This window comes from Maribacter sp. MS6 (assembly GCF_056839185.1).
Window position 1 is genome coordinate 2,300,686 of the sequence record NZ_CM166389.1, and the last position, 20,210, is coordinate 2,320,895.

3 protein-coding genes are annotated in these 20,210 nt (G+C 42.1%); all 3 read right to left on the reverse strand.

Features of this window, described 5'->3' with window-relative positions; all coding sequences use genetic code 11:
- Window positions 1–9: 9 nt before the first annotated feature.
- The 3 genes from MS6x_RS10160 to MS6x_RS10170 all read right to left on the reverse strand — a co-directional run bounded on the left by MS6x_RS10160 (window position 10) and on the right by MS6x_RS10170 (window position 20,133).
- Window positions 10–14,700: a T9SS type B sorting domain-containing protein gene (locus tag MS6x_RS10160; RefSeq protein WP_482607159.1), complete on the reverse strand. Its 14,691-nt coding sequence runs from the start codon at window positions 14,698–14,700 to the stop codon at window positions 10–12.
- Window positions 14,701–15,755: 1,055 nt separating this feature from the next.
- Window positions 15,756–17,879 (reverse strand): PorP/SprF family type IX secretion system membrane protein, encoded by a 2,124-nt coding sequence (locus MS6x_RS10165; RefSeq protein ID WP_482601633.1) that lies wholly within the window; start codon window positions 17,877–17,879, stop codon window positions 15,756–15,758.
- 7 nt (window positions 17,880–17,886) lie between these two features.
- A complete protein-coding gene (locus MS6x_RS10170; RefSeq protein WP_482601635.1) occupies window positions 17,887–20,133 on the reverse strand; it encodes a T9SS type B sorting domain-containing protein in 2,247 nt (748 codons plus the stop codon).
- Window positions 20,134–20,210 lie beyond the last annotated feature (77 nt).

The window sequence follows — 20,210 nt, forward strand, 5'->3', positions numbered from 1 at the left end:
GGTTAAGCATTATCTATATAATGTAAAATGTCCTATTAATTCTCTATTGTCTTCAATGCCATTGAGCCTTACCGTATACCAATAATCACCTGTAGGCAACTCGGAATCATTGTATAAACCGTCCCAACCCGAATCATTGGCACCCATTCGGTATACCTCCCTACCATAACGATCAAATATTATGATTAGTATTTCAGGGAAGGTTTCCATGTTTCTAGGTATCCAAAAGTCATTTTGACCTGTACCGTCCGGTGTAAAGAAGTTGGGGAATTCGACGTCTATAAATTCCATAAAAATACTCGCTTGCACTTCGCATCCATTCTCGTCGACTACAGTAACTACATAAGTATCTGTCCTATAAATCGTGAAAATATTATCGGCTCCTATTTCCCTGTCACCTAGGTAGTAAGTATATCCTGGCCTACCACCAATAACATTGGCCGTTATCTGATTGATGCCGTTTTGTTCCAAGGTTAAGGTCAATGGATCAAAGGCTTCTATTTCAAATTCAAATGTTTGAATACAACCATTGGAATGTGCAATAGCTATGTAATGCGTCCCAGGAGCCGTATTTCTAAAATCTGGGTTCAATTGCATATCCGCTGGGTCTGTTGAATTCAAAGCGTACAGCACATCCCCTAGCACTGTTTGATCTTCTAAGGTGATGTTTACGTAGTTATCTGGAGTATCTCCGTTGCATTCATATATCGGTGTAACAGTCGCATTAAGGTTAACCCCGGGCTCAATATCTACAACAAGATTAATTTCACAATCGTTTGCGTCTCTTACAAATACCAAATAATTGCCACTTGCCAACCCAATAAATTCCAATTGGCCTTCTACGAAATCTGCTTCGATATTGGAATTTAAAGAGGTGCGATAAGGAGCGGTTCCACCTGAAACAGTAAGGTTTATATACCCATCGGCACTACCTGCACACACTTCTGGTGTGGTTGTCGCCAAAACTTCAAGCATCGTGGGTTCGGTAATGGTATATGTTAATTGTTCAAAACAACCGTTGGTGTCCTGTGCTATCACCGTGTAATCACCGGGGCTTAAATCTGTAAATGTATTTACACTATCAAATTGATTTAAGTTTGGTGATATCGCATATTGATATCCTCCGGCACCACCACTTAATGTTACTGTTATACTAGCATTGTTTTCTCCAAAGCAGGAAACATTAACAACATCGTCGGTATAGCTTAACGGAACTGGTTCCGCAATAACCACTTCTTGTGGTGCTACTGTACAATCTTCACTGGTCACCTCTACATAATACGTTCCTGCTGGTAATCCATTAAAAATTCCTTGTGATTGTGGTCCGCCAATTCTAGATGCCAAACTCAAAGAAACATCGGTGTAAAGCGCATATTGATAATTTCCTAATCCGCCATCTGCTGTTGCTGTAATGCCCGCAGTACTGTCACCTGTGCAGTTTACATAGGCAGCTGTGTCATCAACCGTTAAAGTCAATGGCATTATAGGATCTTCCGTAATTTCATTCGAAGCGATAGAGGCACAACTAAAATTATCCCGTACAAAATAGCTATACGTTCCTGCCACTATATTGTCGAAAACATGTGTGTTCGGTCCGTTCAACATATTCATTGGAAAGAAGGTAATACCGTCTTCACTATAACTATACGGTCCGGTTCCCCCAATAGCCCTAAGTTCTAGTTGTGCCAAATTAGTACAGGTCAATTCGCCTGTCCTAAACAATTGAGCAAAAACTTCTGTAGGTTCAATTATTTGTACTCTTGGCGTCTCGGCACTACAGCCATTGTCGTCATCCAAAACGGTAATGCTGTAATAGCCCGCTCCTAGATCGGTAAACGTATCTGAAGCTTGTCTCGGTGTCGTCTGTAAAGGTATAGTCGAAATCATATCGGCATACACATTCAATCTATAGCCGTATGTTGCAATAGCAATTCTAGGAGCTATTGTAGCTGTAACAGATGCCGTATTGTCCCCAAAACAGGATAGCGTTGTAGCAGCAATAGTTGCCACGATGTCATCTGGTCTTATAAGGGTTATGGAGGCCGTTTCGGTACAACTGAAAGAATCGGTTACCGTAAAGGTGTAATCTCCTGCAGCCAGTCCGTTGAAAATATAAGCAGATACATTCGCCTGTGTTCCGGATTGACCTGTTGTTGTGTTAATCCAATCTAGAGTGTACGGCCCCTCACCTCCTGTTGGAACAACAGAGATGCTACCCTGATTATTTGAACAGCTTACTCCTAAAACTTCAACTGGAACAACCGCTATTGGAGCAGTAGGTGCTAAAACTGTAATTACATTAGAATTCTCTACACAGAATGGTGCCTGAGTCTGCGTAATTCTAACATAATAGACACCTCCTTGCAAATTGGTAATCGGAGGTAATGCCGTAGCGGTGTTTCCAGTCCCAGATTGACCTACTACCGGGTTGTTTGCATTATCAAATACTTGATAATTATAAGTGCCCGTATAGTTTGAGATTCCCACACTAAAACTACCATCATCCACGCCATTGTTCAAGCATTCTTCGTCCGTTAGCTTTGTTGCCGTTATTTCCATTAATTCGGGCGCATCAATCGTATGTACTATTTCAATAATACAATTGGTGTCCAGATTTGTAACGGTAACTCTATAGTTACCGGCTTCTAGTGCAGTGAACAATCCATTTGTATTCGTTGATGTATACGTCACATTCATCCCATTTAGCACAAATTCCAAATTTGGCGTGGCAGTTGAAGGATTCACGGTTACTCCAACTTGGATGCTGGCATCATTCCCTGGGTTGCAAGTAAGTTCTGTTACGCTTGTTACAGTTGCATCGGATATTTCAACAAATGGGTTGATGGTTTCCGTTAGGACGGGACTTGCACATCCCATGTCATCAAACGCCGTTATTTCATAAACACCACCAGCATAGTTACTTTCTAAGTAAGTATTATTAGCACCATCTTGAACCGTTGTACCGGTCGTGGTATTTACGAATCTAAATCTCACAAAATTATTGGAACCACCTGTTAAACTTGGCATATCTACAGAAATACTTGCCGAATTATCGTTGTTTCCTATGGTGCATGCGAACTGTTCCGTGGTTGCAGTAAAGTTTGAAATCACGTTTGGTTCAGTAATTACCTGGGTAATATCCCTTGTGCACCCGTTTGGAGAAGATACTCTAATCGTATATGTTATTCCCGCAACCGTACCTTCTAAGCCTGAGAAAACTGCTGTTGCATTTGTGCTGCTAGTTGCCACCATTGGGAATGTTGCACTACTTCCAGGTCCGGATATAATGGTAAAGGTGTAGGGGCCAATTCCGTTATCGGGACTTGCACTTACCCTAATAGTTCCGTCGTCGGCACTGTTACAAGTGACATTCGTAAAATCATCAATGTTTATGTTCGGAAGAACGCTGGGTTCCAAACGTTGGGTGACCATTGTACTACACGTATGACCCGTGGCCGTATCCGTTACCGTAAATACATAATCCCCCGGCGTGATAAGGCCAACAAAAACACCTGTCGTGTTTGTATCATCGGCTGGGACTGCCATCAAGGTGCCGGGATATCTAACCTCATAATCAAATGTACCGGAACCACCTGTTTGGCTTATGGTGATTTCGCCACCGGAATTACAATCTATAGTTTTAACGATATCCGCTCTTGGCGCTATCACATCATATAAAATTTCTGCTGACGTTGTCACCGCACACGCCCATTGATCTGTAACCCTAACTTCATAGGAACCGGCACCCAAGCCTGAAAAAATTCTAGTTGGCTGTGGCACTCCAAAATCAACGCCATTCAGTATTAATTGATAGGTATAGTTGCTGCCTTGACCTCCGGCAACGTTGATTACCTCTATCTCTCCAGAGAAGTCGGTACAGTTACCTTGGTTTATTTGGAGGTCTGCCGTTATTGGGTTTGGATCGCTTAGGTTCACATCTGGCAAGCGCTGCATACAATCGTTCTGGTCTTTTATCCAAACTTGATAATCCGTTCCTGGAGTCGGAACACCTGATAAGCCAACAAATCGTGGGTTCGTTACAAAACTCCCTGCCACTGGTGCAGGATCTGTAGCCGGAGCCACAAAATATGTATATGTACCCCAACCGCCTTGCGCGTCTATGATCTCGATTACGCCATCATTAAAGGCACATGTAATTGGTTCGATCTGTGTATTCCCTGTTATTGGACCGTTTGGACCAGCAATGCTAAAGAAATCGGTTACCGTACAATTAGGATTACTATCCTGAACTATATCTACCCTATACTCACCTTCCCCTAAAGCAAATGGTGTCGTTGGGCCTACATTCGCTGAAACACCGTTTGCACCTACTAGAAGAACGTCGTCTCCTGTAGCCACTGTGCCTTGAGAATTGTATACCTGCCATGAGAACCCACCTGTATAAGGGTTGACAGGGTCATTTATAGTAAAGCTCACTGAACCATCGGTTCCGTCACAAACAACATTTTCTACGGTTGCCGTAATCTCAAAATTATTAGGTTCGCCCACGGTATGGGAAATGGACACCACACAATTGGTATTTACATTTCTCACTTCAAACGTATGGTTGCCCATAGGTAATCCTGTAAATACATTCGTTGCCGCAAAAGCATTTGGCAATAGCCTGAACTCGTAGTTGGCCAATCCAGCAGGCGTGCTTGAATCTGTAAGTGATCCAAAAGCGTTTATGGTGATATTTTCCCCTGCGATACAAGAAATAACCTGATCTACGTTAATCGTTGCCGGTAATATCTCATCAAACGGAGCTATGCTAGCGGCAGCTGTTCCTTGACAACCATTGTCATCAAAAACCACAACGGTGTAATTGCCGCCTACCGTATTTGTCTCGATATAGGTGTCATTTGAACCATCTTGTACGGGTGTCACCAAATCTAAATTATTAAAGAACTGGTAACGTACAAACGTGTTTGAACCTCCCGTTACGCTTTGTACCGAAATACTGGCGTTATTGGTATTGTTTCCTGCGGTACATGCAAATTCTACGGTAGGATTCATGGTAACCGCTATCGCTGCAGGTTCTGCTATTACAATAGGAGCACTTGTAGTGCTACAAGCATTTGTAGCGTTTGCCGTAACTGTAACTACGTATCCTACTCCTGTTGAAGCCGAAAGCCCTGTGAACGTTGCACTTGTATTTGTCGTACTTGTTGGGTTAATGCTAATTACCGCACCGTCTAAAGAAGTAATTTCAAACGTATAAGGACCAATAGCATTATCTAACGCTGATATTGTGATTGTCCCATCATTATCGCCGATACAAGTTACATCGGTACTATCAACAGTGCTAATAATAGGCTGCACCACGTCCGGCACATTAATAATAAATTCTCTATTACAAGCCGCGGTATTAGGCGAATTGGAATCGTAAATAGTAATGGTATAATCTCCAGGTAAAGGCGCTAAATAGTCGAAATTGGTGCTAGGCACGCCAGTTTGTACAACTGCAGGTACGCCAGCCGTATTTGTAATACTATATTCGTAGTTACCGGAACCATCCAAAATCTCAATGCTGATGATGGCCTCGGGCGTTGGTGTACAATCCAGTACTTTTGTCAAGGTAGCACGAGCGGATAAAACAGGGTCAACCGTAAATGCAGTCATGGTGGCGATACAACCATTGGCATCGGTCACATAAAAATCATAGTCTCCCGGGGTAACGTTCGTAAACAGACCTGCATTGTCCAAGAACGTTGTCGGGGCAGGGTTTCCTATTGCCACCATTGCATATCGTAGGCCTCCGGCAAGGGAATTGCCTACAACAGTTACACTGATCGGTGACGAACAGTTGTCCTGTGTTACCGAGGTAATGGTTGGATTGGGCGATAAAGACAAGTTTACCGGGTTTAATACTAACGGACAGCTAAATTGATCGTAAAGCGTTACCGTGTAACTTCCTGCTGGGGAGTTTACGGGAATTTCAATAGGGTTGTCCGTAGTTCCTGTTTGGGTAAAACCTGAAGGCCCCGAAACATCATAGGTATATGGTGCGCCACCACCACCGGTGATGTTATTAACACTAATTAGACCGGGCAGATTACAGGAAATATTCCTCGTAGCAACTGCTGTAGCAGAAATTGGAGGTAATTCGGGAACATACACATTTTCGCTCGCACCCCTACAGGCATCGACATTTGAAGCATCCACTTGGATAACATCTATAAAATAATCACCTTCGGTAAGCGGAACTATTGTTGTAACCGCATTGTTGAACGGAACAATACCACCACTAGTTTCCACAGGTGTACCATTTCCTAGTTCATAGATTTCCCAACGCATTTGCGGCTGTGGTGCATCTGGAGTAATATTAAAGGTTAATACGCCCGTTGTAGCTCCGTTACATGTAGGTGTTACATCAACATTGATATCTATCGGTAAATTAGGGACTACATTATTAACATTAACACTACTTTCACGAATACATCCGGAGCCATCCCTTACATAAAACACATACGTTCTACCGGGAACCAATAATGGAAGTAAGGCGTTCTGTGGTGTGGTAGGATTTACATTAGCAAATGTATGTGACGTTCCAGCCGCAATGGCGGCTGTCCATATTCCAGGGTTTGCCGAAAATGTACTAAAGTTTGCCGGATCGTCTGTATACGTATATTCATAACCGGGCACAGGATTACCTTGGCTACCTTGTACGGTAACCTGTAAATCATTACAATTTAAGATGATAGGGTTGATGGTAATGTCAAGATCATCAAGAGGGAATGGTATGATATACCTATCAAAATCTATTTGACAAATAGTTCCGCTTGCCAAAGTAACTCTAATTGAAGGGAATACCTCGGTTCCAGACAAACTACCTCTAAGTTCGTTGGATGCTTGCCATGTGGCACCCCAATCATCACTATATTCTACCGTTCCTGTTGGTGTAACAACATTGTCAAACTCAAAACCATAATCTGCGGCCGTATTGCTTGGGTCATCGCAATTAGCAGGTAAAATAGGAACGATATCTGCTGTGATTTCCGTTGCATTAGCAATAGTTACCATAGCAGAAGTTATTGTACAACCGTTCTCATCGCTTATTACAACTTCGTAATCGCCTACACCTATACCATTAAAGGCCAGGGGCGTGGTTGAAATATTGTTGCTGGTGCTTCCATAATCTATTCCGTCCGCTGGGGAAAGGTCTACCAAGGTATAATCATAGGGAATGGTACCTCCGCCAACGTTAACATCAATAGAGCCAAGACCATTGAAACATTCTGGATCTGTTGGGACTGCGTTAACTGTCAGCGCTGGAACGGGCGTCAATATAATATCTTCCTGAAGGAAAGAACAGGTTGGTGCCGCGCCATTGTTATCTTGCACATATACATCATAACCGGCAGGGTTGGCGGTTGCCATGGCCTCGGTTATGGTCAACGTACTTGTTGTGGTATATAATCCGGTAGGACTGGTATTTGCAGGAACAATAGCATATAACAACGTTCCGTTTCCTCCAGATGCATTTACGGTTATAGAACCATCGCCACAAGCACTTAATGCAGTAACATCTACAGCTGCAATCAATTGTGGGTGTATGATTACTGTTTGTGTGTTGGACGCCAATGGACAACCGAATTGATCTCTTACCTCAACATCATAAGCGCCATTGGACAAACCTTGGAAGGTGTATGTGGTAGCGTTGGCCGGTACTGGAGCTCTCCAAGGCCCTCCGTCCAACCTAAACTGATATCCCCCATTTCCTCCTGTAACATTTACAACTATAGAACCATCGTTATTTCCTGAGTAACAAGCGGTTGGCGTTGCGTCAAATACAATAAGCTCTGGTCCTGTTACGGTAATGGCCGTATCGATAACATCTTCACAAGAATTGGTGTCCCTTACGCGAACCACATAGCTCTCTCCTACACTACTTGCAGGGACATTAGTGAAAATTGGAGAATTCTGAAAAGCTCTTTCGACTGAAATAATATTGACATAAGGCACTGTTAAATCCGTGTCATCGCTAATTTCCAACTGATATTGATAGGTGGGTGTGCCACCGGTTCCTGTGGCCGTAATGGTTGCGCCCGTATTATCACATGTGAATTGTGCAGTTATGGCAGCATTGACTGCAACTACAGCAGGTTCTGTTAAAACCTGACTCAGCGGAATGCTACATGATGTAGGATCGTTTACATCTTGAACTATAATATTGTGCGTTTGTGCATTAAGTCCCGTAATAGTCTGGGCAGCTGTAAACGGTCCAACAAAAGCCCCTCCGTTTATATTGTATTGAAATCCTCCTGCACCATAATTGGCCGCATCTATAGTAATACTGCCGGTACTATCACCGTTACAATCAAGGTTGTCAAATGCAGTGATTGATGCTTCAAAGGCGTTTCCGTCTTGTATGATAACCGTAGAATCTACAAAACAGTCTGGGCTATATTCTACCCGCAATGATTGTGTTCCAATAGCTATATTGTTAAAAGTATTTGCTCCTGCACCTGGGCCCTGGACAGTTCCATCTAGTGTATAGATAAATGAAGCGTCGAAAGGAGTAACGGTTACATTTCCGGTACCATCACAATTATAGACTACCGAGTAATCTACTATTGGTGCAATAGGTAACGGTGCAATGATTACATCGCTTACTACGATTTCACAACCTAATGCATTGGCATCCCTAACACGTATCGAATACGTTCCATCCGACAAATCCGTGAATGTATGGCCACCGGTAGTTGATGCGGTCCATGAACCACCATTAATGCTGTACTGGTAATCTCCTGAACCACCTGTTGTTGGAGTCACACTACCTACCGTAATCTGGCCTAACTGGGCACAGGTGTAGTCTTGGGTCTGTATGGCTTCCGCTACTAATTGGTCCGGTTGATCAACAACTACATCTATCGCAGGAGATACGCACAAGTTGGCATCCCTAACGACCACTGGATAAGTACCAGCAGTTAAATTTGGAAAATTTGTTCCGTTACTAAAACTTACACCATTATCAATACTATAGGTGAAAGGAGCTTGTCCGCCAGAATTTATTGCTATTGAAATAGCGCCGTTCGCACCTCCAAAACATGTGACATCTGTCGGTGTTGGAGTAAAGTTGATCGGTGCGTCTTGTGTTATGGTCAACGGAAAACTATCAGAACAATATCCGGTATTACCATCATTGTCCCGCACATACACATCATAATTTCCGGCTACAAAACCAAGAACTGGGTTTGTAGTATTGAAATCACCATCAACAGGCGTAGCTCCGCTAGCTACTACTGCGAACGTATAGTTACCATCACCGCCACTAGCCGTAACCGTAATATCCGAATCCGTATCACAGGCCGAAATATTAGGTGCCGTTGCGCTTACAGATAAAGCAGGGTCAATCACTACCGTTTGGGTAGCCAAAGTCAATGGGCAACCGTTTTGATCCCGCACATCAATATCATAAGATCCGCTAGATAGATTTTGAAAGGTATATGTTGTAGCATTTGCCGATGTAGGTGTCAACCATGGACCTGCATTGATTCTAAATTGATAGCCTTCATTTCCATCGGTAACATTTACTTGAATAGTGGCATTGTTGGTGCCGTCGTAACAAGTGGTTGGAATCGTTGTAAATACGACTGGATTTAATGGGGCTATTGTCACTGTAACGTCCGCTTCGCAATTATTGAGGTCTCTTGTTCTTATTACATAATTTCCTGCTGTAAGTCCAGAAAATGTCCTGTTATTACCGTTGTTTAGAAAGTCAAAGCCTCCTGTAACATTTCCTAAATCATCTTCTAACTGATACACATAGCTTGGTGAGCCTCCGCTGGAGGTGGCTCTAATGGTTGCGCCGGAAGTACAGGTAAGTGCGCTACTGATGTTCGCGGAAATGCCCAAAGTAGTGGGTTGCGTTATTACTCTTGATATTGAAGTGCCACAGGTAATTTCATCTGCTTTACGAATTAAAATCGTTTGGTTTCCTGCTCCAAAAACAGGAGCTGTGGTTACGGGAGAAGTAATTGATGTAATCCAAGAAGTCCCGCCATCTACCGAGTACTGAAATCCTGCAACAGTGTCAAAATTTTCAACCTCAAAAGTTATTGTGCCATCGCTTAACCCGTTACAGGAAACATTAGTGGAATTTTGAATAGAAGAAGTAAATACTTGTCCTGCAGCCACCGTTACCGGTGTTTCTACAAATAGTTCACATACTTCTGGAATCTGATAAATCTCAATATCATCCAATGCAAGGTCGTTGCCATTATTTCCTGAGATTTCCGAACGTATGACAAAGTCCAAGTTTGTATTCATTCCTGGATCAAAGTCGGTTGTAAACAATACCCAATCATCCGGTCCTGTATTCTTTGGAATTTCTCCGGTTCTAATGGACTGTATAACCGTACCTCCCGCATCAACTATTTCTATGGTCAAATCCGGATTTAAAATGGTTGCGGTAGATCGCACCACATTAAAGATGTTCAAAGAAATCCGTAAGGGTCTATTTGGAATAATATCCTGAATTGGTTTTGTATAAATAATCTGGCCTGGACTCGGAGTGCCCACATTAATGACCAAAAAACGCCCATTGGGATCGGAGGGGTCGGTGTGGTCGTTTGGACTTAACCAAGTTCCAAAAGGAGCCACAATCCTATTGGTTACGCTATATTGAAAGTCGTTAATATTGCTGTTGGCATCTCCGCCCGCTACTGTACTTGTAGTTTGGTCTTCATAGGCATAACCTCTAGTATCGGGACTAGGGATAGTTCCATTTCCTATACCAAAATCCTCAGAAAGAAGTAGGCTTGGACTTGGTGGGGTTTGTGACGTGTAATACGTGGTAACCGTATATGTTCCAGGAGCAACATTATTAAATACATTGCTTGTGGGGTCTGGTGCGTTAGGTACGCCGTCTAATTCATATCTATAATCGTATCCTGTAATACTTGGTGATGCCGTAATAGTACCCGTACCGTCACAATTATAATCTACCTCAGGAGTCAAGGCCACGTCCGGCGGAGCAGGAAGGCCTTCTACGGTGACGTTCATAGGAAAGGAACAAAAAGCATCCCTAACCAATACCGTATAATCTCCTGGTGTCAATAGCTCCGTAGATGAGCTTCCCCATGTACCACCGCCATCAAAACTATATTCGTATGGAGCCACACCACCAAGTACATTGGTAATACGGACTTCAGCACCGTTAGGGTCGCAACTGGCATCCCTTGATACTCCAGCAGAAGCACTTAATGGAAAAGGCTCTGTTAAGTTATAGGGAAGCGTAACGTCACAACCACTGCTGTCGAGAACTCTTATTTCATATGGCCCAGCGACCAGTCCAACAAAATTAGGTGTTAGCTGATAGGTTGCACCGTTATTGATGCTATATTGAAAAGGAGCTATGCCCCCCAATACATTTATAGTCAATTGACCATTGGCATCGCCACTACAAGCAGGTTGTACCTCGTCTACAGAATCGATAGTCAAAGAACCTACATCGTTTATCGTAACCGGGTTGGAAAGCGCATAACAATTGTTGGCATCCAGAAGTACAAAAATATAGGTGCCTTCTTCACCTGGAAAGTATTCGTCGATGCCATCGCCATCGCCATCCCTCCAGCCAAAAGAAAACGTGCTTTCGGTCTGATATGCGTTTGGATCTATATTATTCACGATTTGCTGTTCCGTAGCCGACCCTCCTGGATCATGCAGCAACACCCCGTCTTTGCTCCATATGGTATAGAGGAAATCTGGATTCCCTAATCCGCCGGTTCTAGTAAGTTCTATTGTACCGGCACTACAACCTATGTCTGCAGTGGTCAAAGCAGACAATATTGGGTCGGGAATTCTATCTACACGAACCGATTGTACATCCAAACAGTCATCATCTGAACGGGTGATAACAAAATAATCGCCTGCGTTCACATTAAAAGTGTAACTATTAACGGGCTGTGCGGTTTCCGAATCTATAAGTGTCCCACCTGGATGGGCAGGGTAATAATCTGGACTCCCTATACTAGGTGCAGGTGTGCCATCGTCCAATCTCAGCTCATAGCTGTAATTAGGAAAAACATCCAGAGCATCCACTTGAATAGTCCCTTGAGCATTACAATTAGCTTGTGTAGTGGTTATGTCTACTTGCATATCCCGATCAAGAATCCCTATTCCCGGAGTGCTGAAGATACAGGCTCCGTCAATAGGTAGCCCAGTATTAACATCTAACTGTGTGACCTCAACCCTGTACGCTCCATTAGAGGTAAAATTAAATATAGGCCCATTATTTGCACTGAAAGGAATTTCAATGGTGTTCGTCGCTATATCAACCAACTGAAAACCATATCCACTGCCAATATTGGTTACAGTTATATTTCCTTCGGTTTCACAAACCACGTCTCTAGTCGTGTATTGAATGTCAAGGGTGTTTTGAAAAACATTAAAGTAAAACCTGTTGAAGCAGCCATTTTGATAGGTAACAACCAGTCTATACATCCCTTCTGTATTGGCAGAAAAGGAATTTCCTGTAGCAACCTCGTTCCAGGTACAGGTAAGGTTTTTATTTGCACAATCGTCCCCTGAAGATGCACAACTCCCCTCATCCAACTGCTCCCATACAATACTTTGAGCATCGATAATGTTAACTTGAATAGGTTGCGAATCGTTAGTTCCACATAGGAAAATTTTGGGCAATAAATCGCCATCGACCGAACAGCTTACTATTTCGCCTTGTATGTCGTTTGTAGGGTCTGCATCAGAATTTGAATCATTGAAAAATGCTATAATAGGATTCTCTGTATTATCCCCAAAACGCTCTACGGTAATAATTTCCATAAATCCTTTACAAGGGTCTGCAATCTGTTTATCTACAATATACATTCCAGATGAAGTTACCACTGTAGTGCTTGGGTCATTATCTGGATTTCCGTCTAAGCCAGTAATATCTATATCACCAGAATCTATTTGGCCATTCTCATTTATATCTTGATACCAGACATAATTATCAAAACCATCTCCGGAATCTAGTACTACAAAATCCCCGCAAAGTTGGGCGGTTCTAGAAAAATTACAGTTAGCAAGGTCGTCTAAAAGAAAGTTTGTGGCTCCTGGGGTTACGAACCCACAATTATCAAAATCGGACACGCTGGGGTCATCCGTAATTATGGCATTATTTATAACCCCACTATAGGTAGAATAAGCTATATTTTGTATCAGGTCTGTACATGCATCGACAAAATCAAAACAATTCTCCGCTACTCGTACGGTCAAACGAATATTGCTTGTAGGGGTACCAATCGCTACCAAATTGTCCGGTATCGTAAATACGACTTCGTTTGTTGTTGTGTCTACCGTATGGGTTACTCCAGGTGCCCCTGCAACATCAACGTTTAAGAATGTTGTGTTTACGGGAAGAACATCCCTGATCGTGTATCCAGAAGCGGAATCGTTACCTAAATTTCTAAAAGAAAGAACGTAATCAATAGTTTGACCAAGATTTACGCCCGCACCTGTGATATCATTACCCGCTATATCCTCTACCCTTTTCTCCAGTACAATGTTCGGTTCTATTATCTCAACGGAAAAAGTGGCCAAGAATGGGCCATAACCATCACCGCTGGAAGTAAATCGAAGCGTGGCGCCACTTTCTGAATTAGGCAATACATTTTGGCTGGGATTATTTAAATTGAACAGGTCCAAATCTGTTCCCAACGTATTGGTTCCATAAGGTGTTCTTGTAGGCACTTCGGCACCGTTAGTGGTAATTGTTGAATTAAAAAAGTTATTGTTGGGATTCAAACCGGTTGCAAGGTTGGTAAATGTGGATCCCGAGTTCATATCGGCCCTAAGGAAAAAACGGTCGTTCCTTATACCTCTATCGCCTTCCAAAGCGCCTACCCCAATTCTAGCCCTTACTGGAAATGGAGCTGGCAAAGTCCTAAATCCATTCACATCCACGTCCACGTTGCCTACTGATCCGGAAAGGCCGGCATAGCCGTCAAAAGTAGAGATGAATTTACCCGATTCGTTCGGGTTTTCATAAATGATTACCATCACCCATCCGGCCGAACTAGAACCATTTCTTCTACCTCTTGTGGCCCTAATATTTGCTGCTGTATATTCCCCATTGGGATTGGCACTTGACCGAACAAGATTGGTTATATTCTTATAACATATTACGGGACCGTCCTTTGCAAAAGTAGTAGGATTTAAAGGCTGATAACCGTTCATTATAATGTCGTCTTCCTCTCCAAGTAGATCAGGATCATTATCAGCTACAAGGTCTACGTAGGAACCACCCGGAACCATAAACTTTATCTGGTTCCATTCCTCGCTTCGCGGTGTACCGGAAAACTGTTGGCCGCCATCGGTGCTTCGCTCGTTGGGATACGTACTGGCCCAATATAATCCTGCATACCTAATTTGAGAGCATGAAGGGTCGTTAAGGTTAAGTTCCGCGCTACTGGAGCTGAAGGTTGTGGGATCAGCATCAATATCAATATACTCCATCCATAAGGAGTTATTGTTCTGTGTGCCATTATAAGGGGTGTTCGCTTCTTCAGGATTTGACTGTGAGGCCCGGTTCAAGATGTTGTTGCCAACGAAAATAATATCGCCTCGAATCTCTATGTTACCACCTTCCAGCCTTGGAGTGAACGGCACATATTCCTGAGCGTTAGTAAATTGTATGCCAGCTATCAAAAAATAAAAAAGGAGTGCTAGCTTTGTAAGAATAGTCAGTTTGTTCATCTTTTCCAAGACTATAGGTTTTGGTAATCAGTTTTGCTTATTTTGGTGTTCGTTCTTAGAATATCAATAAATACATAGGAGCGGAGTCCACCAATTACAAATATTCATTTAAGTAATTCCTTGTAAAACTTAATGTTGTGGCAACCCGTTTTTATGTTGTGAAACGAGTATTTGATATAGTATGTTAAATAGAGGGTCCTTGGATTTAAGCCAAAAAATATGGGTGATGACCGTTGTGCATACTGAATCTAAAACGTAAATGAGCTTGTAATAAAACATTTTGTAAAACCCCGTTATGTTGCTTCATATGTAATTTCCCTAATATTCAAGGAACTCAGGAATGCCTCAAGATATTTTTTTATAAAGAATAGGTTTTAAGTAAATCTGTACCTAACTCCATTGTGCCCTTATTTTGTGCTGCTAATAAATAGGTGTCACTTTTGGCGAGTTTTACAACTTTTTTTTAAAACGAACGTTGCTCGAGAAGTTATGGGTGCGTATGCTATTTTACTTAAAAAGACATTTTCCAAAAGAAGTCGAGGCGTTTTCGTTACGCTCCATTTTACTATGAAGTATTGCTGAAATTAAAAAGCCATTTTACGCAGTTATTGATATTGCATAACGGATACTACTATTTTATAGGGAAGGAACTATAGAACAACATACGTGTTCCAAATATCGGAGGTTGGTCCTTGAGCTTGTTTTCTCTAAAAATAATATCGTCAATGAATCTAAAATTAAGAATACATGTAGAAGAACACGAGCAATGTATCGGAAACCAATTTAAATTTCGAGGTAAGCCTAATGACAATTAAACACCCCATAATTTCGGAGCTAGGATTAAAATTGTAGTATGTTCAGAGTTGGTGGATAAAATGGCTCCGGATTGATACGAGCATGAACAGACGTCTTTTTTTAATTCACCAATTTCAGACTACACATATTGATAGTTTTAAGGCGTAATTAGCTGCTTTCTATATCAGCTGAATTTATTTTAGGTAAAATTCACTTAGCGTAGTACTGTTGTTTTACTATTTAAATAGGGTTCTCTATACCTAAGCTATATGGCCAGAATTAACCCGCATAATCCACATCTTATCATTATAGGCATCATTAAGTTTAGAGTAATAAGAAATCAATGCATTACTCCAATCATCATGACGCTTTAGGTATACATACCGATAGTTATTTTTTGGATTAATAAAATAGCTGGCACTAAGCCCTATTGAGTTGAGCAAGGCCACGAAACGATTGGCATTCTGAGGAACGGCAAAGACATTGGCAATAAGGTAATATCCAGAACCAAGCCCATTAATTTCATAGGTGTCATTCTCCGACGTGTTTGCAACCACTTTATCCTTTACAATAACATTTTTTTGCAATACATCACTATCGTATTTAGAGGACTTCTTTTTTAGTTTGCTTACGTTGTCCGCATATGCCTCATTGGTATATTTATTATCAACGTTCATAATCCACGTAGGGCCATCGTATTTACCGTTTAGATTGCTTTCTGCGGCAGTTTTAGCTTCGGCAAAGGTGTCATACCTGTTCAAGTATACATATTTGAGTCCGTTGTTAGGGTTATCGACATAATTCGCATTGATGCCTTTATCGTTTAGTTTGTTCAAAAAATTATCCATATACTGCCCACCTTTGTACACATTGGCCACAACATAATAGCCGTCGGTCACATCGGGGAGGTCCTTAAATCGTCTACTTTTAATCTTGTCTTGAACGACTGCCGTTCTTTTCTGAGAATTTGAACTATTAACCCTATCGGATCTAGAAGCCACTTCATCGTTAGCACTATTAGGCGCGGTAGTCCTTACCGGTTTTATTGTTTGGGTTGCTACGGCATCCTTTGAGGATTCTTTACGTACGGGCTCTATATATCCCTTTCCGCCATCCATACTGGTATTCTCCTTAGATGGGTTTGCAGAAGCCATCTTTGAGGTAGTATCCCCTCCCTTAAACAGTGCTTCCGCCTTGCGCTCCAGCTCCGGATTATTTCCATTGGTTTCATTACGTACCATACGCATCACCATACTAAAACGACGTTCTAAATCTGACTGCCGAGAGGATTCAAGTGAATCTTGACGAAACATCAATTCTTGAATAATAGCATCGTTTTCTGCCAATCTGCGTTTTAACTCCGCTATCTCCTCATTACTGGCTAATGTATCAGTATCCAGTTCAAAATCGTTCTGCACGCTATCCATATCGTCCTCTTCAAACAACACCCTATCTTCTGTAAGGTTAGGTGTGAACGAATAGGCAAAAGATATTTCGTGGGTAAGTCCAAAATTGTCAAAATTACTAGATAGCCCTTTTTCCATGGTATACCCTAAAGATATACGCCTGTTAAGATTAAAGCCTGCGCCGGCAGCAGCTCCGTAAAAACTATCGTATCCAGCCTGCACCCAACCCAATTTAGGTAAGTCTAAGATTAAGCTTCCACCCAAGGTAAGGTCTTGCTCTCCAATTTTTCTAGCCCGTGCCAATGGCATAAGCCTACCTTCTTCAAAAATTCCAGAAGCATTTTTAAACTGATGAGTATATTGTAGGTGTCCGGAAAACGTCTTGTCTCTGAACTCCGTTACGGATTCACTTGTCTTTAAATTATAATCAAAAAGGTTTTCGGCAAAAACCCCTACATCAAAATTACCATAGGATAAATTTAATCCAGGTTGAATAGACAATAAGCTCTGGTCTTGTAACCCAGCCAATAAAGGGTCTATTTCTATTGTACTGGCTCTGCCCTCATCAAAGCCACTGTTATAATAGGACATGTTTGCCCCAAAAGTTAAATTGCTTTTATCATTTAACTTTACTCCATATGCATAATTGGCCAATACCCCAAAGTTACTTAAGAGACCTTGTCGTTGTGTATACAAACTTAATCCTAAACCTGTTCTGTCGCTTACACGACCACTATAGCTTAAAAAGTAGTTTTGGTTATTATCATCGAACTGTACCGATTGGTTTCTATGCAAAAGGTTAACATATGATTTATCTTCCCTTACCGTAGAAAAAGTAGGATTGATCAAGAACCTATTGTATTTTAAAAGGTTCTGCGCGGGCACATCGTAAGAGATAAAAGGATTCTCTTCCTGTGCGCTTACGTTGGCTAGCGCAAGAAATAATAATAACAGGTATAAAATATTTTTCTTTAGCATGGTAAGTTTATCGTATTACGGTAATGGTACCTTGTTTAAGTACCTCGTTGGCATTCCTTATCTTATAGTAGAATACCATATTTTGTTTTTGAAATGCCGTGGATGACTGTGGCCAGTTATTGTTGTAGTTAAACTCGTTTACTATTTCTGCTCCTTGTTCATTGTAGATGATAATGTTTACATCCGCTTTATTGGAGTACAGGTTGGGAATGATCCACTGGTCGTTAATGCCGTCTCCGTTCACCGTAATGACATTAGGCACTTTAAACGTATCCAAAATACTTACCGTGACCTGTCTTACAATCTCACAATTATCTATGCTTGCTACTAGTGTATAAGTGCCTGGCTCCGTAATCGTAACGCTATCAGACGTACTCATCTCTACATTCGACGCATCCATCCACCGGTAAGCCGTTGCTCCATTTGCTCTTATGGTTCTGGAGCTTCCTTCTGGTAATACTATATCACCGGCAGGGTCTAGCGTTATAAGATTTTCGTCCAGAGGAGCTATAGTAATCTCATTGGAAATCAAAGAACAACCATCTCTTTCTAACACCAATCGGTATGTTCCTGGTTCGGCAATGTTCAATACTTCATCACTAGCCGATACTGCTGCACCATCTCTTTGCCACTCATAGCTAGCAGAAGTCAAATCGGTGGTAGTGCTTAGCGTGACGGTATCGCTTGCGCTACAATATACTGTGCTGGTACTGGAAATCGCTATTGTTTCGTTGGTAAGCAACTGTAACGGCAAAATATTCGAACTCTCGTTATATCCTGCCAATGTTCCCGAAAGTACATAGTCCCCATTCTCTGTATTAGAAACAAGACTTATGGACTTCCCGCTTTGCCCGGCTGCATCTACTCCGTTCCACTGCCACTGGTAAGAAAATGAATCTTCCAAGTCTGCTGTTACATCTGTGCTTGTGCCATCGGCCGCAATTGCATTTATAGTTTGTAACTCCAAAACCATACTTGTGCTTACACAGCTGGTATAAGCAGAAGCGTAATCAATGATAAATTCAAAAGAAGCTGGCGATACGGCAAGCGTCGTTTCTGAATTCTTTGCAGAGCTAGCGCAAGCACCTCCGGATTGAGTTACTTCTGCATAATATGCTCCTTCTTGGGTAATGTTCAATGTGCTATTTGTTTCCCCTAAAATTTCAACTGAATTACGAAACCATTTATAGGTTGGTGCATTGGCCGTGGTACTTACGCTCAATGTCTGCGCTTGGGAGGGCAGTATCACCACATTCGTAGGATTGTCCACGATTACACTGTAATTATCGGCATTTGTTATACTCACAGCATCAGAACGTTCTGTACAAACGCCTGGAGCGGATATCTCAACCGCATAGTCCGCTTCAAAGCCAGCAGTTGCAGCATTTATTGTGTAACTAGTTCCTATGGCCCCAGGAATTACTACATCATTTTTATACCACTGGTAGCTCCAGCTTGGGTCCATAAGATTTATGGAGAGCGTTTCCGTATCCCCAGCACACAAGGCTGTCTGTGAGGGAGCGTTTACGGCAATACCAGAACCGCCGGCACCTATGGTTACATCCACAATATTGGAATCGGTATTACCGGAACCGGTACAGATGGGTCCGTAATCTATAAACACACTATACATTCCACTTTGGTTAATGTTCAAGGTAGGTCCGGTCTCCCCTGTTAAAAGGGTTCCGCTTCTATACCAAGAATATTGATACGTTTCCGGATTCGTAATATTATCTACTTGTAACGTTATTGCATTGGTGCTGCAAATACTTCCTGGAGGAACGCCGTCTCCTGTTTCACTAATGTTAAGGTTAGATGTAACATCCATATAATACATGCTATAGGCATCGGATTCCGCACCTATTCTCACCGGATCTGTACTTCGGACCCTCATTTTATATCCTTGACCTCTGGTGGTCAATGGAATTGAGAAACTTGTATCGAAATCTGTATTTGCATTTTGGTCCGTAACGGTTGCCAGTGTTTCAGGAGCTACAAAACTACCGTTAGCATCTGAAAGTTCTAGAATAAACTCGTTGCCAGCGTTGGTAGTGCCTGCCCAAGTAATGTTAACAAAGTACTCGTTGAAACCTCCATTACCGGCGCAAATGGCTGGCCAAGGTGAGTTACCTGCAAGATTGGGGTTGTCGGCCGGCTCAGGTGCGTTGATTACAATAGCTTGTGCGCTAATATGTACAACTGCAAAAAGCATAAAAAAGGCGGTTAAGATGTAGATTTTGGAATAATTTTTCATAATGATCTGTAGTTTTGGGCCCCTACTCGTATATGAACATCGAAGGCATATCTTCACAAACCTTCTATTCAACGACA